Below are 20681 nucleotides of genomic sequence, written 5' to 3' on the forward strand. Positions count from 1 at the left end.
GGATGGTCAATTGAACTGGCCGGTCACATTTAAGCATTTCCGGCCCGATTCGCCTAAGGCAACAGATCCTCAAGGCGGCCGTGCAAGCGTTGCGGCAGGTTTTCCTGGATCTCGATCAAGGCGCGCTGGATGGCACTTTGAAAACCCTGCACCCCCGCCGAGCCGTGACTTTTTACCACGATGCCCTGCAACCCCAGGAAACTCGCGCCATTGTGCCGCGCCGGGGCCAGGTCTGCCTGCAAGCGCCGCATCAATGGCAGCGCCAGGGCGCCCACCACGCGTGACGCGAGGTTGCGCTTGAACAAGGCCTCGATGCGCGCAGCAATCATCGTCGCCAGGCCTTCGCTGGATTTGAGCAGGATATTGCCGACAAACCCGTCGCACACCACCACATCCGCTTCGCCGCGGTACAACCCGTCACCTTCGACAAAGCCGATGTAGTTCAAGCCTCGCGCGCTTTGCAACAGCGTCGCCGCCAGCTTGACCTGCTGATTACCCTTGATGTCTTCGGTGCCGATATTCAGCAACGCCACCCGAGGCCGGGCCACGCCCAGCGCTTCGGCCGCCACCGAGCCCATCAACGCAAAGTGCAGCAGATGCTCGGCACTGCAATCGACGTTCGCCCCCAGGTCCAGCAACTGGCAATAGCCTTGCTGGGTCGGGATCGCCGCGACCATCGCCGGCCGATCAATGCCCGGCAGGGTTTTCAACACATGCCGGGACAACGCCATCAACGCACCGGTATTGCCGGCACTGACACAGGCCTGGGCCTTGCCGTCGCGCACTAACTCCAGGGCCACCCGCATCGAAGAATCAGGCTTGCCGCGCAAGGCTTGGGCAGGCTTTTCATCCATGGTGATGGTTTCGCTGGCCGGCGTAACAGTCAGGCGCGCGCGATCCACCGCCGGATGGCTGGCAATCAGTTCTTCAAGTAAGGAGGGTTGACCGACGAGGGTCAGGTGCAGCGAGGGCGTGGCAGACAGGCAAGCAATGCAGGCCTGAACAATGCTGCGGGGACCGAAGTCCCCGCCCATTGCGTCAATCGCGATGACTTGAGCAGACAAGTGATTACTCGTCAGCGCCCTTGTCGATCACTTTACGGCCACGGTATACGCCTTCTGGCGATACGTGGTGACGCAGGTGAACTTCACCGGTGGTTTTTTCTACAGACAGAGTGCTCGCCGTCAGGGCGTCGTGCGAACGACGCATGTCACGGGCAGAGCGGGATTTTTTGTTCTGCTGAACAGCCATAATTGATTAACTCCTAAACGTTTGGGTCACGCTTTAACTGCGCCAATACACTGAACGGGTTGGACCGCGTTACCTCGTCCTCGCTCGGTTCGGGCTCATCGAGACCCGCCGGCTGCTGGCATTCTTCCGGATGATGAGCAGGCACAATGGGCAAGGCGAGCAAAAGCTCCTCCTCGATCAGTGACTGCAGATCCAAAGGATCTTCGCCCAGTTCCAGCACGTCATAACCTTTCGGCAACGACTGGGTATTCGCACCCTCTTTCACCACAGCATAACTGCATTCGCTGTGGATCGGCAGGGTGACCAGCTCAAGACAACGCTGGCAAACCATTTTGACTTCAGTGTCGATAAAGCTGTGGATTACCACAGACTTACGTTCATCTCGTTCAAAAATGAATTTAGCCTGCACCGTACCGACAGTGTCGGAAAGCGGGTCGCAGAGTCTCTCCAAATCGGCCAGCAGCACTTCACCTTGAAGGGTAGTGCCACGATCAGCCAATTTGCGCGGGTCAACGTGAGGTGGAATCGGGTCATTCAACATAGGCGCAGCATTATAGGGATGCACCCAGCCATGTCAAAGGAAATTCAGCCCTGTCCGTCACTGGGCCTCCCCGCTAGAATCCGCGACTGCCTTGAGGAGACGTCCATGCTGCCTTTATTACTCGCTTCCAGCTCGGTTTATCGCCGGGAATTGTTGAATCGCCTGCACCTGCCGTTCATCTGCAGTTCGCCGGATATCGACGAAAGCCACCGCCCGGACGAGTCCGCCGTGGAACTGGTGAAGCGCCTCGCCGAAGAAAAGGCCCGCGCCCTCGCCGGCAGTCATCCGGGGCACCTGATTATCGGCTCGGACCAGGTTGCCGCGCTCGACGGCCAGATCATCGGCAAGCCCCACACCTTCGAGAAGGCCCGTGAGCAACTGCTGGCGGCCAGTGGCAAGCGGGTCAGCTTCCTCACCGGCCTGACCGTACTGAACAGCACCACCGGCCACTGCCAGGTCGACTGCATTCCCTTCACCGTGCACATGCGCACGCTGGACGCCGCACGCATCGAACGCTACCTGCGCATCGAGCAGCCCTACGACTGCGCAGGCAGCTTCAAGGCCGAAGGGTTGGGGGTGAGCCTGTTTCAAAGCACCGACGGGCCGGACGCTACCAGCCTGGTCGGCCTGCCACTGATTCGACTGGTGGACATGCTGCTGACCGAAGGCGTACAGATTCCCTGAGAACATCACAAAACAAATGTGGGAGCGGGCTTGCTCGCGAAGGCGGTATGCCAGTCAACATCAATATCGACTGACCCACCGCATTCGCGAGCAAGCCCGCTCCCACATTTTGAGCTATATCACTTTCAAGATCTCAGCGCAGGGTCGGCCCTTGGAAGCCCATGTACAGGGCCAGCTTCTCGGCCACACTGGCGCCGAGTTTCTTCGAAAAGCGGTCAAACGGCGATTCCTGAACGGTGAAGTCCACCAGTTCTTTCTCGCCAATCACATCCCGCGCCACCGAACTGGCACTGCCCAGGCCGTCGATCAAACCCAACGGCAGCGCTTGCTCACCGGACCAGACCAGGCCGGAGAACAGTTCCGGATGCTCTTTATCCTTGAGCCGGTCACCGCGCCCCTGCTTGACGCTGGCAATAAACTGCCGATGAGTGGTGTCCAGCACGCCCTGCCAGAACTGGGTCTCATCAGCCTTTTGCGGCTGGAACGGATCCAGGAACGACTTGTGCTCGCCAGACGTGTACGTACGCCGCTCAACCCCGAGTTTCTCCATGGTGCCGACAAACCCGTAACCAGCCGCCGTCACACCAATGGAACCCACCAGGCTGGCCTTGTCGGCGTAGATCTGGTCGGCAGCGCTGGCGATGTAATAGGCACCCGAGGCACCCAAGTCGGAAATCACCGCATAGAGCTTGATGTCCGGATGCAAGGCGCGCAGGCGACGAATTTCGTCATATACATAGCCTGACTGCACCGGACTGCCGCCTGGGCTGTTAATGCGCAGAATCACAGCCTTGACCTTGGTATCTTCGAAGGCGGCCCGCAGGCTGCTGACGATATTGTCGGCACTGGCGGATTCCTTGTCGGCAATCACCCCACGCACCTCGATCAATGCCGTGTAATTGCCGCTTCGGGTGGCACTCTTTTCCATGTCCATCAGCGGACTGAACAGTGCAAGCATGCCCAGCAGATAAATAAAGGTCAGGAGCTTGAAAAAGATCCCCCAACGCCGGGAACGACGCTGCTCCTGGACACTGGCCAGCAGCGTCTTCTCCAGCAACTTCCAGCTTCTGTCATCGCCATTGTTATCGGCATTGGCCTTTTCAGGCGCCTTCCACTCATCGGTCATGCCATCCACCCCAGCAAAGACTTAATGGGCCCGGCTGAGCCAGGCCTGCAATTCAGAAAAACGGTCAATCGTCAGTCTCGGCTCGTACACTTGCAACGCCTCGGCAGACTGGGCGCCGTAGCTCACTGCCACGGAATCCATGCCAGCATTGCGCGCCATCATCAGGTCGAACGACGCATCACCCACCATCAACGCCTGCCGCGGCGACACGCCACATTGAGCGAGAATCTGTTCGAGCATCAGAGGATGAGGCTTGCTGGCGGTTTCATCCGCCGCACGGGTCGCGTCGAAATAATCTTCCCAGCCATGGGCCTTGAGCACCCGATCCAGGCCGCGACGGGCCTTGCCGGTCGCCACCGCGAGGTGATAGCCATCCGAACGAAACGCTTCCATGGCCTGCGCAACGCCTTCAAACAGCGGCGAAGGCTGGGCATCCAGCGCCATGTAGTAATCGGCGTAATGCTGACGAAACGCTATCAACTCGTCATCGCCAATCTCCGGATACAGGGTGCGGATCGCCTCCGGCAGACCCAGGCCAATAATGCCCTTGACCGCCAGGTCGTCGCACAACGCGTAACCGGAACGAGTCGACGCGGCGTGCATCGACTCGACAATCCGACCAATGGAGTTACACAGCGTGCCATCCCAATCAAAGATCAGCAGCTCGTAGTCAAGGTGCGACACTCAGGCGCTCCACGGTCTTGGCCCACATCTCGTCGACAGGCGCTTGCAGCTTCAATTCGCCGCCATCCGGCAGCGGCACGGTCAGCATGTAGGCGTGCAGGAAAAGGCGTTTGCCGCCCAGATCGCGAATTTCCTTGGAGAAATCCTCGTCGCCGTATTTGGTATCGCCGGCGATGCAGTGGCCCGCGTGCAGGGTATGCACACGAATCTGGTGGGTACGGCCAGTCACAGGCTTGGCCTCTACCATGGTGGCAAAGTCACCAAAGCGACGCAGTACCTTGAACAGGGTCAGCGCCTCCTTGCCCTCTTCGTCCACCTCGACCATGCGCTCGCCGGAGCGCAGGTTGCTCTTCTGCAACGGCGCGCGGACGCTCTTGATCGAGGTCGCCCAGTTGCCACGCACCAGCGCCATGTAGCGCTTGTCCACGCCATCACCGCGCAGGGCGGCGTGCAGGTGGCGCAACATGCTGCGTTTCTTGGCAATCATCAGCAGGCCGGAAGTGTCACGGTCCAGACGGTGGACCAGTTCCAGCTCCTTGGCATCCGGGCGCAACTGACGAAAGGCTTCGATCACCCCGTAGTTCAAGCCACTGCCGCCATGGACGGCGATGCCGCAAGGCTTGTTGATCACGATCAGCTTGTTATCTTCGAAGACAATCGACGCTTCGAGGCGCTGCAACAGGCCTTGAGCCAGAGGGACCGGTTCGTCCCGCTCAGGCACCCGCACCGGCGGCACGCGGATGATGTCACCCGCCTGCAGCTTATACTCGGGCTTGATCCGGCCCTTGTTCACGCGCACTTCGCCTTTACGCAAAATGCGGTAAATCAAGGTCTTGGGCACGCCTTTGAGCCTGGCAAGAAGAAAGTTGTCGATGCGTTGGCCGGCATATTCCGGCGAGACCTCAAGCAGCTGGACGCTGGGGGTCTGGGGGGCGGTAGTCGTCATGGCGGCGATGATAACAATTTTTTATGGAATTGAAGCACTTAATCATTGCTGCTATAGTCGCGAACGCCGCCAAAAGCGGCCTGGACAGAGGACTAGCGGCAAACTGCCGGCCCTGACCATCGCAATTCATCAGGACGCGAGGCCGTCCTACGGGGCTTTCGCCACCCTGGAAGGCTCGAGATTGTAACAAGCGCAGGTGACATGAGGCCTGAAGCGAGTGCAAAAAGCAGAGTGATTACTCGCCTTTTGCGCCGATATTTACGGCCAGTTCACAAAGTGCAGTCAGTCTTGAGCCAGACCACGGCGAATGCTTCGGAAACAACGCCTGTTACGAGCTGAGTGAGAGCACAGTCGCCCACACCCGGTCTTGTTTAGCCATGAGCGTGCTCTCCCCATTGGAGAACACGGTAAATGCCAACCCGCTGCGGATTCTGCGCGCGGCAGCACCCGAATTATCAGGGATACGTGTAGGGTGGAGATGCACAACCGTCGGACTGTGTAGCACTAGGCTTATATTTAGACGCTTCATCTCGTCCACAGTCGCCGGTTGATTCCTCCTCCTGACTGAGTGCTTAAGTCACCACAGCAAGCAGGAAGCGTACGTCGCGATATCGCCCATTTTGGCGGGTATTGCTGGACACTGGAGTGGCCAACCACTCTTGACGCACCTGACACCGACCGTGAGAAGTCGTGTGTGCCGAACGCCGTTTCCGGCAGCCCGGAAACCGACGGTACAACATGAAAAGAATGCTGATTAACGCAACTCAACCCGAAGAGTTGCGTGTTGCACTGGTAGACGGCCAACGCCTCTACGACCTGGACATCGAGTCCGGTGCACGCGAGCAAAAGAAGGCCAACATCTATAAAGGCCGGATTACTCGTATCGAACCAAGCCTTGAGGCTGCCTTTGTCGATTTCGGCTCCGAGCGCCATGGCTTCCTGCCCCTCAAAGAAATCTCCCGCGAATACTTCAAGAAAGCCCCAGAAGGCCGCGTGAACATCAAGGACGTCCTGAGCGAAGGCCAGGAAGTCATTGTTCAGGTGGAAAAAGAAGAACGTGGCAACAAGGGCGCCGCCCTGACCACCTTCATCAGCCTGGCTGGCCGCTACCTGGTCCTGATGCCGAACAACCCGCGTGCCGGCGGTATCTCCCGTCGCATCGAAGGCGAAGAGCGCAACGAACTGCGTGAAGCGCTGAACGGCTTGATCGCTCCGGCCGACATGGGCCTGATCGTGCGCACTGCCGGCCTGGGCCGCAGCAGCGAAGAAATGCAGTGGGACCTCGACTACCTGCTGCAACTCTGGACCGCTATCAAAGAAGCGTCCCTGGATCGTTCCGCGCCATTCCTGATCTACCAGGAAAGCAACGTGATCATCCGCGCCATCCGCGACTACCTGCGCCAGGACATCGGCGAAGTGCTGATCGACAGCGTTGAAGCCCAGGACGAAGCCCTGACCTTCATCCGCCAGGTAATGCCGCAGTACGCCAGCAAGATCAAGCTCTACGAAGACAGCGTTCCGCTGTTCAACCGTTTCCAGATCGAAAGCCAGATCGAAACCGCTTTCCAGCGCGTAGTCGAACTGCCTTCCGGCGGCTCCATTGTTATCGACCCGACCGAAGCATTGGTGTCCATCGACATCAACTCGGCGCGCGCTACCAAGGGTAGCGACATCGAAGAAACCGCCCTGCAGACCAACCTGGAAGCGGCTGAAGAAATCGCCCGCCAGCTGCGCCTGCGTGACATCGGCGGCCTGATCGTGATCGACTTCATCGACATGACCCCAGCCAAGAACCAGCGCGCCGTGGAGGAGAAAGTCCGCGAATGCCTGGAAGCTGACCGTGCTCGCGTACAGGTTGGTCGCATCTCGCGCTTCGGCCTGCTGGAAATGTCCCGTCAGCGCCTGCGTCCATCCCTGGGCGAAAGCAGCGGCATCGTTTGCCCGCGTTGCAACGGCACCGGCATCATCCGTGACGTTGAATCGCTGTCGCTGGCGATCCTGCGCCTGATCGAAGAAGAAGCCCTGAAAGACCGCACTGCTGAAGTGCGCGCCCAGGTGCCAATCCCGGTGGCTGCGTTCCTGCTCAACGAAAAACGCAACTCGATCACCAAGATCGAACTGCGTACCCGTGCCCGCATCGTCATCCTGCCGAACGATCACCTCGAGACGCCGCACTTCGAAGTGCAGCGCCTGCGTGATGACAGCCCGGAAGCCCACGTCAACCAGTCCAGCTACGAAATCGCTGCTGCCGCTGCCGAAGTGGAAGAAGTCCAGCCAGCCGCCGCGACCCGCACCCTGGTTCGCCAGGAAGCCGCCGTCAAGACCGCGCCAGCCCGTGCCAACGCACCGGTTCCGGTTGAAGCTGCCGCGCCGGTTGCCGCACCTGCTGCCCTGCCTGAGCCAAGCCTGTTCAAGGGCCTGGTGAAGTCGCTGGTCAGCCTGTTCGCCACCAAGGAAGAGCCGGTGGCTCCAGTTGTGGTCGAGAAGCCTGCCGCTGAACGCCCTGCACGCAACGAAGAGCGTCGCAACGGTCGCCAGCAGAGCCGCAATCGCAACGGTCGCCGTGACGAAGAGCGCAAGCCTCGTGAAGAACGTGCGCCACGCGAAGATCGTGCCCCACGTGAAGAGCGCCAGCCGCGCGAGGCCCGTGAAGAAACGCCAACCGTAGCCCGTGAAGAGCGTGCACCACGCGAAGAACGTGCACCGCGCGCTCCACGCGCCCCGCGTGAAGACCGCAAGCCACGTGGCGAGCGTGAAGAACGCGTACGTGAACTGCGCGAGCCATTGGATGCTGCTCCTGCCATAGCCGCTGCTGCTGCCACCACTGCCATTGCCGAAGAGCGTCCAGCTCGTCAGCCGCGTGAAGAACGTGCGCCACGCCCTCCTCGTGAAGAGCGTCAACCACGTGCCGAGCAAGCAGCTCCAGCTGGTGAAGAAGAAGAGCTGCTGTCCAACGAAGATCAGCAACAGGAAGACGGTCAGGACAACGCCGAAGGCGATCGTCCACGCCGCCGCTCCCGTGGCCAGCGTCGTCGCAGCAACCGTCGTGAGCGTCAACGTGATGCCAACGGCAATGAAATCGAAGGCTCGGAAGAGACCGGCGAAGCTTCCGCTACTGGCGAACCGACTGGTGCCGAACTGGCTGCCGGCCTGGCCGTTACCGCTGCCGTTGCCAGCTCGGTCATCAGCGCACCTGCTGAAGCCCAGGCCAACGAGCAAGCTGAAGCCGCCACCGCTGCCATCCAGGAAAACACTGTTGTTGAGACGCCAGTTGTAGAGACGCCAGCCGTCGAAGCTCCTGTGGTTGAAGCGACGACGCCAGTCGAAGCCCCGGTTGTTCCGGAAGTGGAAGTAGCGCCGACTCGTCACGTTCGTGAAGTTCGTGAAGTTCGCGAGCCTCAGCCTGAAGCTGAAGTGGTTGCCGAACCTGCTGCTGTTGTTGAACAACAGCCAGTGGTTGAAGCCGCCGTTGAAGCACCGGTTGCCGAGCCAACCCCTGAAGTGCGTGAAGTTCGCGAAGAACAGACCGCCTTCCAGTGGACTGCCGAGCCAGCCCCAGTGGTTGAAGCGGTTGAAGCGCCAGCGCCTGCTCCAGTGGCTGAAGAAGCTCCAGCGCCAGTCGCTGAAGTGGTTGTCGCCGCTGAACCTGTAGCCGTGGTTGCCGAGCCTGCTCCAGTGGTTGAAGCACCCGTGGTTGCCGAAGTGGCAGCACCGGTGGCTGAAGCCGCTCCGGCCAGCGCCCTGACCGAAAACGGCCGTGCGCCGAACGACCCGCGTGAAGTGCGTCGTCGTCGCAAGGAAGCTGAACTGGCTGCCGCTGCCGCCAAGTTGGCTGCCGAGGCTGCCCCGGCAGTCGCTGAAGTTACCGAAGCAGCCCCTGCGCCGGTAACCGAAGCCGTGGTTGAGCACACTGCCCCTGCTATCGACGAGAACCAACGTTCCGTTGAAGAAGTGGTTGAGCACAACCCAAAAGCCCTGGAAGAAGAGCACGAGCCTAAACCCCTCGTCTGATTCCATCGGCCACTAAAAAGCCCCGCCTGAGTGATCAGGCGGGGCTTTTTTATGCCTGCGCTATCCGCTAGCGGTAGTTCAACAACGCCGGTACATCCACATCCCACAACACTCCGGGATCATCGACTGCCACTTCCTGCACCGAAGCCTTGGCAAACAATGGCTTTGCTCCACGATCTCCCGTCAGCGCCATCAAGGCTGGGCCGAATGAACGGCCAAACCCCACAGGATGCCCATACTGACCGGCATGCACCGGGACGCTGATACCGTCGATCTCAAGGCCTGCCATCACCTGCTCGATACTCGCAGGCAGGATGAACGGCATATCCCCCAGCACCACCAGCCAGCCATCGGACGTGCCGCTAGCCGCCACTGCAGCCGCGATGCTGTCACCCATTCCAGGCGAGCACAGCAAGAGCACTTCACAACCATGCAACTGCGCCAGCCGAATGACTTCGGTGCGATCCGGCGACGTCACCACCCAGCGCCTGGTAACCGCCGCCGGCAAATTCACCAATACCTGTTCGATCACCGGCCGCGTGACGCCATCCCGCCCCACACAGGGCGCCAGCAACTTATCCTGATCCGCACCCGCGTCAGCCCGAAAACGACTGCCCTGCCCCGCCGCCAGGATGATCGCGGTGATGCTCGTCAACTGACCGCAGCCTGCAACGGCTTTTTCTGCAACAGATCAATCCCGTTCTTGATGGCGACGATTTCCGCCATCAACGACAGGGCGATCTCCGCTGGCGTATGGCTGCCGATATGCAGGCCAATCGGCCCATGCAGCCGCGCAATGGCGTCCGCACTCAACCCCAGCGCCGCGAGGTTTTCTCGGCGCTTCTGGCTGTTGACCCGCGAGCCCAGGGCGCCAATGTAGAACGCCTTGGAATTGAGGGCCGTCAACAGCGCCATGTCATCCAGGCGCGGGTCATGGGTGAGCGCGACAATCGCGGTGCGTTCATCGGTCTGGATATTCAGCACGGCTTCATCGGGCATGCCCGGCACAAAACGCCCGTGCTGCTCTTCCCAGCCATAGACAAACTCCTGGCGCGGGTCGCAGATCAGCACTTCGAAATCCAGCAGCCGGGCCATTTCTGCCACATAGCGTGACAGCTGGCCGGCGCCGATCAGCAGCAGACGCCAGCGCGGGCCATAAATCGCCCGCAAACGCTTGCCATCGAAGCTGACCACGTCGGTCTTGCTCGCACCGCTCAACACCACTTCACCGGTGGCCAGGTCCAACTCACGGGCGACAATCTCATGCGCCTCGCAACGCGCCAGCAATTCAGCGACCCAACCTGGATCACCCACCCGCTCTTCGGTCAGGCGCAAGGTGCCGCCGCACGGCAGACCAAAACGCGCCGCTTCGTCGCGGGTGACGCCATACGTCACAAGCTGCACCGGCGGCCCGTCATCAGGCAGCCGACCATCCTGCAAGCGGGCGATCAAGTCGTCCTCGATACAGCCGCCAGACACCGAGCCAATCACCACGCCGTCGCCGCGCAAAGCCAGCATCGCCCCCGGCGGCCGTGGAGCGCTGCCCCAGGTCTGAACCACGCTGTAGAGCACCACCCGCTGCCCGGCGCGGCGCCATTCCAGCACGCTGCGCAATACATTCAAATCAACACTGTCCATCAGGCCTTCGCCTCCTGCCAAACACGTAGCTGGTTTTGATAAACAGCATCTATGAGTTGATAAAAAAATATCGGTAGTCAGCTAAGTTAACTCAGCGGCAATAAAAAAGCCCCGCTATGCAGGGCTTGGTGCGTCAAAAAACCAGCTTAGTTCAATAGCGGTTGGGCTCCATCTCCAGCACAACCTGGAAACGCTTTTCGATGTCCTGCTGGATGCGTAGCGCGAGCCCGGCAATGTCCTGGCCGGTGGCGGCGCCATAGTTCACCAACACCAGCGCCTGCAAGCGATGCACGCCAGCGTCGCCATCGCGAAAACCCTTCCATCCCGCCTTGTCGATCAGCCAGCCAGCGGCCAGTTTCATCTGCCCGTCCGCCTGGGGGTAAGCCACCAGGTCCGGGTATTGCAGCTGCAACTCCGCAGCCAGCGCCTGGGACACCAGCGGGTTCTTGAAGAAGCTGCCGGCATTGCCGAGCACCGCCGGATCGGGCAGTTTCTCGCTACGGATGCTGCAAATCGCCCGACTGACATCGCTGGGAGTGGCCTGCGTAATGCCTAGCTCGGTCAAGCGCTGTTGCACCGGCCCGTATTCAAGCTTCAGGTGCACGGCGCGACTCAAGGCAAAACGTACCCGCAGGATCAGCCAGCGCCCGACTTCGTGCTTGAACAGGCTGTCGCGGTAGGCAAAGTCGCATTCGGCCAGGCTGAAATCCCGCAGTTCGCCGGTTTGGCGATCAAGGGCGGTCAGGCCGGCGAACACGTCCTTGATCTCCACACCGTAGGCGCCGATGTTCTGCATCGGTGCGGCGCCGACCGTGCCGGGGATCAGGCTGAGGTTCTCCAGGCCGGAAAAGCCCTGGGCCAAGGTCCACAGTACAAACGGATGCCAGGCTTCGCCGGCTTCGGCTTCAACCACCACCTGGACGCCATCGTCTTGCACGACCCGAATGCCCTGGCTGGCCATGCGCAACACCAGTGCGTCGATGTCCTGGGTCAGCAACAAATTGCTGCCACCGCCAATCACCAGCAACGGCAGTTGTTGCTTGGCAGCGCAGGCCAAGGCCTCACGCACGTCGGCGTCGTTGCGGGCCTCGGCAAACAGCCGGGCACGCACGTCGATGCCAAAGCTGTTGAACGGTTTGAGCGAAACCTGTGCCTGTACCTGCAATGTCATAACCGGCCCTTCAATTCAATCACCAACAGGTCACACGCACGCTCGATCAGGTCGAGTACGGTTTCGAAGCCCTGGTCGCCTTCGTAGTACGGGTCCGGCACTTCATCCACCACCGAATCGTAACGGCGCAGGAACAAGTCCAGGTCCGCCTTGCCCTGTGCTGGCTGCATGGCCTTGAGGTTGCGCAGGTTGCTCTGGTCCATGGCGAGGATCAGGTCGTAGCGGGAAAAGTCGGCACGCGACACTTGTTGTGCACGCTGGGCCGACAAGTCGTAACCCCGTTGCAGCGCCGCCCGCTGGCTGCGCTTGTCCGGTGGATTGCCAATGTGCCATTCACCGGTACCCGCGGAGGCCACTTCAACCTGATCAGCCAGGCCGGCTTCACGCAATTTGTGGCGCAACACACCTTCTGCCGTAGGTGAACGGCAGATATTGCCCAGGCAGACGAACAGAACCTGCATCAGGCCCCCAGCAGGCGACGGACGCGCTCGAGGTCTTCTGGCGTGTCGACACCGGCCGGCGGCGCTTCCAGGGCATCGCCCACATGAATGCGCACGCCGTGCCACAGGGCACGCAGTTGTTCCAGGGATTCGGTGTTTTCCAGCCAGCACGGGCCCCAGCTGACGAAGTCATGCAGGAACCCGGCGCGGTAGGCGTAGATGCCGATGTGGCGGCGGTAAGGCACGCCCGCCGGCAACACGTCGGGCTGCTTGGCGAATGCATCCCGCGCCCACGGCAATGTGGAGCGGCTGAAGGTCAGCGCCAGGCCATTGATGTCACTGACCACTTTCACCACGTTGGGGTTGAGCAGGGTCTGGATGTCTTCAATCGGCTCGGCCAGGGTTGCCATGCGGGCTTCGCCATGGGCTGCCAGGTTGGCCGCCACCTGGTCGATCACGCTGGGCGGAATCAACGGCTCGTCACCTTGGACGTTGACCACGATGGCGTCCGCTGCCAGCCCCAGCTGGGTGGCCACTTCAGCCAGGCGGTCGGTGCCGGAATTGTGATCTTCACGGGTCAGCACCGCTTCGGCGCCAAAGCTTTTGCAGGCCTCGATGATGCGCGGATCATCGGTGGCCACCACCACCCGTTCGGCGCTGCTTTTGCAGGCCTGTTCCCACACCAGCTGGATCATCGGCTTGTTGCCGATCAGCTGCAGCGGTTTGCCGGGCAGGCGGGTTGACGCATAGCGGGACGGGATGACAACGGTGAAGGCGGTGGTCATTTATCCAGGCGCTCGTCGGTGGTCAGGGTGCGGGCTTCGCTTTCAAGCATTACCGGAATGCCATCACGGATCGGGTACGCCAGGCCGGCGCCCTTGCTGATCAGCTCGGTTTTGTCGGCGCTGAGCTTGAGCGGACCTTTGCAGATCGGGCAAGCGAGGATATCGAGCAGTTTGGTGTCCATGAGTATGTCCTGGAGAGCAGCGTTTTAAGGCAAAAGGCGAGCGGGCAGCAAGCGCATCAACTGCGTGTCGAACCAGGCGGTAAACGCCGGTGACGGTGCCGCGTCCACCGCAAGGTACCACCAGTCGGGCCTGGCAAAGGCGCGGCACTTCACCGCGTCCTTTTCAGTCATGACCAACGGCAGTGCCGGTGTGAAATTCAAGACCTCGGCGCTGTAGGGCGCGTGGTCGGCAAAAGCATGGGATATTGGGCGCCAGTGTAGCGTTTCAAGGGTATTGAAGAAACGCTGCGGGTTGCCAATGCCAGCCACCGCATGCACCTGCTGCCCCACCGGAAAGTGATCGACGGTTTTGCGCTCGCCGGTGTGCAGATTGACCAGCGCAGTAGGCAGCAGACGGAAGGCAAAGCCATCTTCACGGTCTGAACCGGCGCCGTTATAAAGCAGCGCATCGACGCTGTGCAAACGCTCGACTGGTTCGCGCAATGGGCCCGCCGGCAGGCAGCGACGATTGCCAAGCCCTCGGGCGGCATCAATCAGTACCAGTTCCAGGTCGCGGGCCAGGCGGTAATGTTGCAGACCGTCGTCGGAGAGAATCAGGTCCAGGGTTTCGCTGGCCAGCAACGCCTTTACGGCGCGGCTGCGGTCCGGGTCGATCATCAGTGGCACGCCGCTGCGTTGCACGATCAACAAGGGTTCATCCCCCGCCATCGCTGCGGTGTGACTGGCTTCGACGCGCCATGGAAACGCTGGCGGCTTGGCGCCATAGCCACGACTGACCACACCGACGCGCAAACCGCTGCGCTGGCAATGGTCGATCAGCCAAAGAATCAAGGGGGTCTTGCCGGTGCCGCCAACGGTGATATTACCGACGACCACGACCGGCACCGGCGACTGGTAGATCTCGCCCTCGCCCGCCAGGAATCGCGCGCGTTTGCGCTGCACTACCCGGCGATAGAGGGATTCCAGCGGCCGCAACAACGCGAGCGCCGGATGGCCTTCGTACCAGGCCTTGAGCAAACGATCGGTGATGGCCATCAGGGTTGGCTCGCCGCCTCGACGGTGGTCATGCGCAAATGGCTGAAACCGAGCTTGCCGGCAGCGTCCATCGCAGTGATCACGGCCTGGTGCTTGGTGTTGCCGTCGGCGCTGATGGACAGTGGCAAGTTAGTGTCGCCACCGGACTCTTTCTGCAACGCCTCCATCAGGCTGGCCAGGTCGTTTTTCTCCAGCAACTGATTATTGACCGAGAACACGCCATCGGCGCTGATGGCGATGTCCAGTTGCTTGGCCTGCTGGTCTTCCGCCGGAGAGCCGCTGACGGCTTCCGGCAGGTCGACGCGCAGTTGGGTTTCCCGGGTAAAGGTGGTGGTGACGACAAAAAACAGCAGCAGGATAAACACCACGTCAATCAACGACGCCAGGTTGATATCGACGTTTTCCCGTTGCTTGCGGCGAAATTTCACGCTTTGCCCTCAACCAGGTCCACGTCACGGTCGCCCTGCACCACTTCCACCAACTTGATGGCTTCCTGCTCCATGCCCACCACCAGCTCATCGATGCGCCGTTGCAGGAAACGGTGGAAGAACACCGAAGGAATACCGACCATCAGGCCCGCCGCCGTGGTGATCAAGGCCTTGGAAATACCACCGGCCAGCACGGCGGCGTTGGTAGTCATGCCTGAGCCCATGAAGGAGCTGAAAATATCGATCATGCCCAGCACCGTACCGAGCAAACCGAGCAACGGCGCCATGGCGGCAATCGTACCCAGGGCATTGATGTAGCGCTCCAGCTCGTGGATGACCCGGGCGGCGGCCTCTTCGATGCATTCCTTCATGATCTCGCGACCATGCTTGGAGTTGGCGAGGCCGGCGGCGAGGATTTCACCCAGGGGCGAGTTGGCGCGCAGCTCCTTGAGTTTTGCCTTGTCCAGTTGCTTGTTCTTGATCCAGCCCCAGACCTGGCCCAGCAGGTGGTCAGGTGTTACACGGCTGGCACGCAGGGTCCACAGGCGTTCGGCGATGATGCCGAGTGCGGCGATGGAACTCAAAATGATCGGCAACATCATCCAGCCGCCGGATTTGACCAATTCCCACACAGTGAATGTCCCCTCGAAAAAGTGCGCCACTTTACCATAAGGGTTTGGCGGAAGGGCTGACCTGCCCCAGAGCATCCTGTCGCAGGGGCCGGTCTTTGGTAACTCTGTTTTGCGGCGCAGGCTCACGCCAGAAACGCCGCTGGCTGCGCGCGGCCTCCGGCGGCTGGAAAGTGCCCAGTTGCAGGCGGAGCGCGCCTTGTTCGGCACTGTCATAAATCAGGCTGCCCAAGGCTTGATAACGCGCCATCACCTGGGGATGCGGATGGCCGAAGGCATTGCTGCGGCCACGGGAAATCAACACAGCCTTGGGGGCGAGGCGCTGTAGAAACGGCCATGACGACGAGGTGCGGCTGCCATGGTGCGGCGCTTGCAGCCAATCGACAGGAGCACCCAGGGGCGTGGCCAGTAATGCCCGCTCGGCGTCACGGTCAATATCACCGGTCAGCAACAACCGTTCGCCATTGGCCTGCACCAGCAACACACAGGACATCTGATTACCGTCCGTCGCATCCGGCCATTGCCATAGCTCGAACGTCACGCCATCCCATTCCCACCGCTCGCCACTGACACAGGCTTGCGTACCGAGAGCCGCTGGCAGCCGCTGCGTCTCACCCCCTACCACGCGTTTGATCGGCAACCCTTGAGCAACGGCCAACGCACCGCCGGCATGATCGGCATCGGCATGACTAAGCAGCATCACGTCCAGCCCCGCTACCCCCAGCTTGCGCAGCGCAGGCAATACGACGCGAGCGCCAAGATCGAACTCCCCGGAGCGTGGTCCGGCGTCATAAAGCAGAACGTGGTTGCGGGTACGCAGGATGATCGACAAACCCTGGCCTACATCCAGTTGCACCACATCCACTTGCCCGAGGGGCACCGATTCCCGAGGCGGAAACACCGCCAGCAGCAAAATCGGCCAGCCCAGCAGGCGAAACGGGATGCCCTTGGGCAGCAACAACAGCACCGCCCCCAGCAGGCTCACCAGCCAATAGCCAACGGGCACTTGCGCAGGCATCCAGGCCGGCAAGTACTGCGCCAGCAACGCCAGGGCCTTGAACAGCCAATCCAGCGTGCCGCCGGCCAGCCATAACAATCCCTCACCTATATAAGGCAGCGCCAGTAACACCGTACCCAGCAAGGCCAAGGGCAACACCAACAGGCTGATCCACGGCACCGCAACCAGGTTGGCCAGCGGCCCGCTCAGGCTGATGGGCAAACCGAGCACCAGCAGCAACGGAAACAAACCGATGGCAATCAACCACTGGGCCCGGGTCCAGGCCTGCCAAGCACTCCAGGGGCCCAATCGGCCACTGAACGCCAGGATCAGCACCGCCACCGCCGCAAAGGACAGCCAGAACCCCGGTTGCAGGCTGGCCAGCGGTTCGAGGATCAGCACGGCATTGAGTGCCAGCAACAGCGGCCACCAAATCCCCAGGTGACGAAACCGCAAGCGCCACAGCAACACCAATCCCACCATCACGCAGGCCCGTTGCACAGGCACCTCGAAACCCGCCAGCAAGCCGTAGCCCAGCGCGGCGGCAAATGCCAGGCCGCAGCCCCAAGGCAGCCACGGCAAGGGTTTCGGCCAGCACCCGTAGCGGGCCAGACCGGCGACCAGGCCATAGATCAACCCTGCCAGTAGCCCGATGTGCTGCCCGGAAATCACCAATAAGTGCACGGTGCCGGTGTCTTGCAGAATCCGCCAATCCTCGGCGGCCAGCCCGGAACCATCCCCGAGCACCAGCGCCGCCAGGCCCGCCTCTCGCCCTTGGGCATCCACCGCCAACAGCCGCTGGCGAATGCCGTCGCGCCAGGCATGCCGCGCAGGCGCCAGCCGCTGGCCGTCCTTGACCGAACCGGTGGCGCCAATCCGCTGCGCCAGCAGCCAGGCTTCATAGTCAAAACCACCGGCATTGAGCAAACCGGACGGACGCTTGAGGGTGACGGCCAACCGCCAGCGCTCACCGCTCTGAACTTGCGGCCCGCCGCGCCAGGACAGCCGAATATGCTTCGGAAGCAGGTCCTTGCGTGACCGGCTGTCGGCCAGTTCGAAACGCACACCGTCACCTGTCTGCTGCGGTAACCCGGTCACACGCCCCTCCACCCAACGGGTCTGGCCATCCAGACTCACGGCCAACCGGTCATCCAGCGCCCACTGCGCACTGAGGCACGCCCAGCCCAGCCCGAGCAGGAAAAACGCCAGCGGATAGGTACGAAAAGGCAACAGCATCAGGGCCAGCACCGGCATCAACAGCAGCCAGCCGCTGGACGGCAACGCGGGTAAAAAGCGCAAGGCGAGTAGCCCCAGCGCGAGTGCGAACATCCCTGTTCTCATGGATCGTTCCTTGAAAGCGACCCATTGAGTCTTAGCCGGGCTACCGAAGCGGCCTATTATTATTTGTCACAAAGTCTGAATTTACCGTTCTTGGAATGCGGGCATACTTGCCCCTCGAACTGACCTGGACCCCTTATGCCACGGCGCTTATTCAAACGGTACATGCCCGATCCGACCAGCATACGGGAACACAAATCCTTACGCTTTCTCGGCAAATTGCTGCATGACCCGAACCTCTGGCACCTCAATCGGCACTCGGTCGCGCGGGCGATGGCGGTTGGTCTGTTTGCGGCATTCATCCCCATTCCCTTGCAGATGCTGCTGGCGGCGATCCTCGCCATCAGCGTGCGCGGCAATATGCCGATTGCGGTCAGCCTGGTGTGGCTGACCAACCCGATCACCATGCCGCCGGTGTTCTTCTGCACCTACATGACTGGCGCCTGGCTGATGAATGTGCCACCCCGCAGCATGCCCGACGAGCTGACCTGGGAATGGATCAGCGGGCAATTATCGACGCTGTGGCAACCTTTCCTGCTGGGCTCTGTTGTATTGGGGTTGGTGATGGCGGCGCTGGGCTATTGCCTGACCATGGGCTATTGGCGCTGGTGGGTGGCGCGCCAGTGGAGAAAACGCAAACAGCGTAGGTTGTAGGCGTCAGCGGGCGAGCAAGCGCATATGTACACGCAGTCCCAGGCCTGTGTTTTCCGCCCACAGGTTGCCGTCCTGGCGCTGTACGGCGTTGCGCGCAATGCTCAAGCCCAGGCCAAAACCGCCGTCGCCGGGCCGTGAACCGTCCAGCCGGGTGAATGGCGCAAAGATCCGCTCCAACTCCACCTCATCAATCCCGCCGCCCTGGTCTTCCAGCCACAAGTGCCAGTGATCACCCTCACGTTGCCCGCCCAATTGCACGGTGCCGTCTTGCGGAGAGTGCCGGATGGCATTGCGCAGGATGTTCTCCAATGCCTGGGACAGCAGGTTCAGATGGCCGCGCACCCAGCAGTCAGCCCCAAGCTCGCACTGCAAGCGTGAAGCCGGCCAGCCACTTTCAAAACAGGCATTTTCCCGGAGCATGTCCCACAGTGCCTGCACCTGGATGTCTTCCTTGGGCAGCGGCGCACGTTCAGTGTCGAGCCAGGCCAGTTGCAGGGTGTCTTCCACCAGACGCTGCATGCCGTCGATTTCCCTCCCCAGGCGCTCGCGCAGTTGGGTCAGGTCTTGCTCGCTGTCGCAGGCGACGCGCAAACGGCTCAGTGGTGTGCGCAGCTCATGGGACAAATCCCGCAGCAGTTGCTGTTGCAGGGCTACGGTGCCTTGCAGGCGTTCCGACATCTGGTCAAACGCACGGCCCAACTCCCCCAGTTCATCCGGGCGGCTGGTGGTATCGCGGGAAAGCCGGGTGCTCAGTTGATCGGCGCGCCAGGCGTTGGCCTGCTCCCGCAGGTGGTTGAGGGGCATGATCAACAGCCGGTAAAGGCCGATGCAGAGCAACAGGGTGAACAGGCCGGGAATCAAGCCATTGGTGACGATGCGCCAGAACAGCTGGTTTTGCCCGGGCATGAAACGCCGTGGCAATTCGATCACCAGGGAACCCGCGCCCGGGTCGAGCGGGAACGGGATTTTCAACCACGGCAAGCCCTTGGCATGTCGGCTGACAGGCCAGTCCAGGCCGCGCAGGAAGGTCAGGCGCTGGCTTTCCTTGTCCGTCAGCGGGTAGCTGCTCAGGGATTGCAGGTCGTTACCGATGACGCCCACCCAGGTGCGCTCGCGCTGGCCCAGGGTGTGCAGCCACTCGTCCACACCGGCGTTGCCGCCCTTGTTCCAGGCCAGTTCCGCACCGGCTGCATAACCGCTCAACGTGGCGCGTGCTTCGTTGGACAGAAAAGCATTCTGCTCTTCCATGTACCGGCCCCAGGACCAACTGAGCCAGATCATCAGCAAGCAGAACGCGATCAGCAGGCAGGCCAGTTTCCAGAATAACGAATGCTTGCCCGGCAGCCGTTGGAGCGCGGCCTTAAAGCCCGTCATCGTGACCGCTCAACACATAGCCCTTGCCCCACACCGTGCGCACTTCCCGCTCGCTGTAGCCGATGGCCTTGAGTTTGCGACGAATCTGGCTGATGTGCATGTCCAGGCTGCGGTCATGGGGCGCGTAGCCGCGCTGAAAGACATGCTGATAAAGGAAGGCCTTGCTGAGGACTTCTTCGCCATTGCGGTGCAGGGTTTCCAGCAGACGGTATTCACTGCGGGTCAGGCCGGCCCACTGCTCCCGGTGAAACACATCACACCGCTCATCATCGAAACGCAGGCTACGGGCATCGTCGCGCACCGCCGCCAGGGCCGGCAAAGGCCGCCGATCCAGGGCGACTCGGCGCAGGATCGCCTCGATGCGCACCCGCAACTCCGCCATGCTGAACGGCTTGGGCAGGTAATCGTCGGCCCCCAGGCGAAAGCCGCTGATGCGGTCGGCTTCAGCACCCAGGGCCGACATCAGGATCACCGGGATCGAATGGCTCTGGCGCAAATGCGTGAGCACCGACAAACCGTCCATGCCCGGCAACAGGATATCCATCAACACCACGTCGAAGCGTTGATCGCGGGCCATTTGCAGGCCCTGCTGGCCGTTCTGGCACCAGGTCACCTGGAAGCCACAGCGGCCCAACTGCTCATGGACATAAGCGCCAAGCACAGGATCGTCTTCTATCGCCAGGATACTGGGTAAGCCAAGTGATGCGGGATTCATTAGCGTCTGCAAGTCATTCTCAATGACTGATTATTCAAGATCGGCCCCCCAA

Annotated in this window: 21 protein-coding genes; 3 read left to right on the plus strand and 18 right to left on the minus strand. The window is 61.3% G+C overall.

Annotation, left to right across the window (positions count from 1 at the left end; genetic code table 11):
* Window positions 1-53: 53 nt before the first annotated feature.
* The 3 genes from plsX to HBJ59_RS12340 are packed head-to-tail and all read right to left on the minus strand — an operon-like array spanning window position 54 to window position 1792.
* Complete coding sequence (plsX, locus tag HBJ59_RS12330; protein ID WP_076015070.1) at window positions 54-1064, minus strand: phosphate acyltransferase PlsX; 1011 nt, start codon at window positions 1062-1064, stop codon at window positions 54-56.
* Window positions 1065-1068: 4 nt separating this feature from the next.
* A complete protein-coding gene (rpmF, locus tag HBJ59_RS12335) occupies window positions 1069-1251 on the minus strand; it encodes a 50S ribosomal protein L32 (RefSeq protein WP_004371305.1) in 183 nt (60 codons plus the stop codon).
* A 13-nt stretch (window positions 1252-1264) separates the two neighbouring features.
* Window positions 1265-1792 (minus strand): YceD family protein, encoded by a 528-nt coding sequence (locus HBJ59_RS12340; protein WP_076015069.1) that lies wholly within the window; start codon window positions 1790-1792, stop codon window positions 1265-1267.
* A gap of 105 nt (window positions 1793-1897) precedes the next feature.
* On the opposite strand from HBJ59_RS12340, the gene HBJ59_RS12345 reads away from it, so the two are divergent.
* Window positions 1898-2476, plus strand: coding sequence for a nucleoside triphosphate pyrophosphatase (locus HBJ59_RS12345; RefSeq protein WP_167663694.1), 579 nt, complete (start codon window positions 1898-1900; stop codon window positions 2474-2476).
* 133 nt (window positions 2477-2609) lie between these two features.
* Here HBJ59_RS12345 and HBJ59_RS12350 read toward each other — a convergent pair whose 3' ends face one another.
* Genes HBJ59_RS12350 through rluC form a run of 3 tightly spaced genes read right to left on the minus strand, consistent with a single transcriptional unit; the run spans window position 2610 to window position 5232 of the window.
* Window positions 2610-3602, minus strand: coding sequence for a S49 family peptidase (locus HBJ59_RS12350; RefSeq protein WP_076015067.1), 993 nt, complete (start codon window positions 3600-3602; stop codon window positions 2610-2612).
* Between the two features lie 21 nt (window positions 3603-3623).
* Window positions 3624-4286, minus strand: a complete 663-nt coding sequence (locus HBJ59_RS12355; RefSeq protein WP_167663695.1) for an HAD-IA family hydrolase — start codon at window positions 4284-4286, stop codon at window positions 3624-3626.
* Entirely contained in the window at window positions 4273-5232 is a 960-nt protein-coding gene (rluC, locus tag HBJ59_RS12360; RefSeq protein WP_076015065.1) for a 23S rRNA pseudouridine(955/2504/2580) synthase RluC, read from the minus strand. The genes HBJ59_RS12355 and rluC overlap by 14 nt, the downstream gene beginning before the upstream one ends.
* Before the next feature lie 738 nt (window positions 5233-5970).
* Here rluC and rne point away from each other — a divergent pair.
* A complete protein-coding gene (rne, locus tag HBJ59_RS12365) occupies window positions 5971-9243 on the plus strand; it encodes a ribonuclease E (RefSeq protein ID WP_167663696.1) in 3273 nt (1090 codons plus the stop codon).
* Window positions 9244-9310: 67 nt separating this feature from the next.
* Here rne and HBJ59_RS12370 read toward each other — a convergent pair whose 3' ends face one another.
* The 10 genes from HBJ59_RS12370 to HBJ59_RS12415 form a co-directional block, all read right to left on the minus strand.
* Window positions 9311-9898 carry an NTP transferase domain-containing protein gene (locus HBJ59_RS12370; RefSeq protein WP_167663697.1) on the minus strand — a complete coding sequence of 196 codons (588 nt, stop codon included), beginning with the start codon at window positions 9896-9898 and terminating at the stop codon, window positions 9311-9313.
* Window positions 9895-10881 (minus strand): XdhC family protein, encoded by a 987-nt coding sequence (locus tag HBJ59_RS12375; protein WP_167663698.1) that lies wholly within the window; start codon window positions 10879-10881, stop codon window positions 9895-9897. Before HBJ59_RS12375 ends, HBJ59_RS12370 begins: the two co-directional genes overlap by 4 nt.
* Before the next feature lie 151 nt (window positions 10882-11032).
* Complete coding sequence (gene murB, locus HBJ59_RS12380; protein WP_167663699.1) at window positions 11033-12052, minus strand: UDP-N-acetylmuramate dehydrogenase; 1020 nt, start codon at window positions 12050-12052, stop codon at window positions 11033-11035.
* Window positions 12049-12513 (minus strand): low molecular weight protein-tyrosine-phosphatase, encoded by a 465-nt coding sequence (locus tag HBJ59_RS12385; protein ID WP_167663700.1) that lies wholly within the window; start codon window positions 12511-12513, stop codon window positions 12049-12051. The genes murB and HBJ59_RS12385 overlap by 4 nt, the downstream gene beginning before the upstream one ends.
* Window positions 12513-13277, minus strand: a complete 765-nt coding sequence (gene kdsB / locus HBJ59_RS12390) for a 3-deoxy-manno-octulosonate cytidylyltransferase (RefSeq protein WP_167663701.1) — start codon at window positions 13275-13277, stop codon at window positions 12513-12515. Before kdsB ends, HBJ59_RS12385 begins: the two co-directional genes overlap by 1 nt.
* On the minus strand, window positions 13274-13459 hold the full coding sequence (locus tag HBJ59_RS12395) for a Trm112 family protein (protein WP_003174668.1): 186 nt from the start codon (window positions 13457-13459) through the stop codon (window positions 13274-13276). The genes kdsB and HBJ59_RS12395 overlap by 4 nt, the downstream gene beginning before the upstream one ends.
* 24 nt (window positions 13460-13483) lie before the next feature.
* A complete protein-coding gene (gene lpxK / locus HBJ59_RS12400) occupies window positions 13484-14494 on the minus strand; it encodes a tetraacyldisaccharide 4'-kinase (RefSeq protein WP_167663702.1) in 1011 nt (336 codons plus the stop codon).
* Window positions 14494-14922: a biopolymer transporter ExbD gene (locus HBJ59_RS12405; protein WP_004371361.1), complete on the minus strand. Its 429-nt coding sequence runs from the start codon at window positions 14920-14922 to the stop codon at window positions 14494-14496. Before HBJ59_RS12405 ends, lpxK begins: the two co-directional genes overlap by 1 nt.
* Window positions 14919-15554, minus strand: a complete 636-nt coding sequence (locus HBJ59_RS12410) for a MotA/TolQ/ExbB proton channel family protein (protein WP_063033914.1) — start codon at window positions 15552-15554, stop codon at window positions 14919-14921. Before HBJ59_RS12410 ends, HBJ59_RS12405 begins: the two co-directional genes overlap by 4 nt.
* A gap of 31 nt (window positions 15555-15585) precedes the next feature.
* Complete coding sequence (locus HBJ59_RS12415; protein WP_167663950.1) at window positions 15586-17877, minus strand: DNA internalization-related competence protein ComEC/Rec2; 2292 nt, start codon at window positions 17875-17877, stop codon at window positions 15586-15588.
* Window positions 17878-18024: 147 nt separating this feature from the next.
* On the opposite strand from HBJ59_RS12415, the gene HBJ59_RS12420 reads away from it, so the two are divergent.
* Window positions 18025-18540 (plus strand): DUF2062 domain-containing protein, encoded by a 516-nt coding sequence (locus HBJ59_RS12420; protein ID WP_076015057.1) that lies wholly within the window; start codon window positions 18025-18027, stop codon window positions 18538-18540.
* A gap of 3 nt (window positions 18541-18543) precedes the next feature.
* Here the strand turns inward: HBJ59_RS12420 and HBJ59_RS12425 are convergent, their stop codons facing one another.
* Both HBJ59_RS12425 and HBJ59_RS12430 read right to left on the minus strand, forming a co-directional pair.
* On the minus strand, window positions 18544-19914 hold the full coding sequence (locus tag HBJ59_RS12425; RefSeq protein WP_167663703.1) for a sensor histidine kinase: 1371 nt from the start codon (window positions 19912-19914) through the stop codon (window positions 18544-18546).
* Window positions 19901-20629 (minus strand): response regulator transcription factor, encoded by a 729-nt coding sequence (locus HBJ59_RS12430; protein ID WP_076015055.1) that lies wholly within the window; start codon window positions 20627-20629, stop codon window positions 19901-19903. Before HBJ59_RS12430 ends, HBJ59_RS12425 begins: the two co-directional genes overlap by 14 nt.
* Between the last annotated feature and the right edge of the window lie 52 nt (window positions 20630-20681).

The organism is Pseudomonas sp. AN3A02, assembly GCF_011765255.1.
GTDB lineage: Bacteria > Pseudomonadota > Gammaproteobacteria > Pseudomonadales > Pseudomonadaceae > Aquipseudomonas.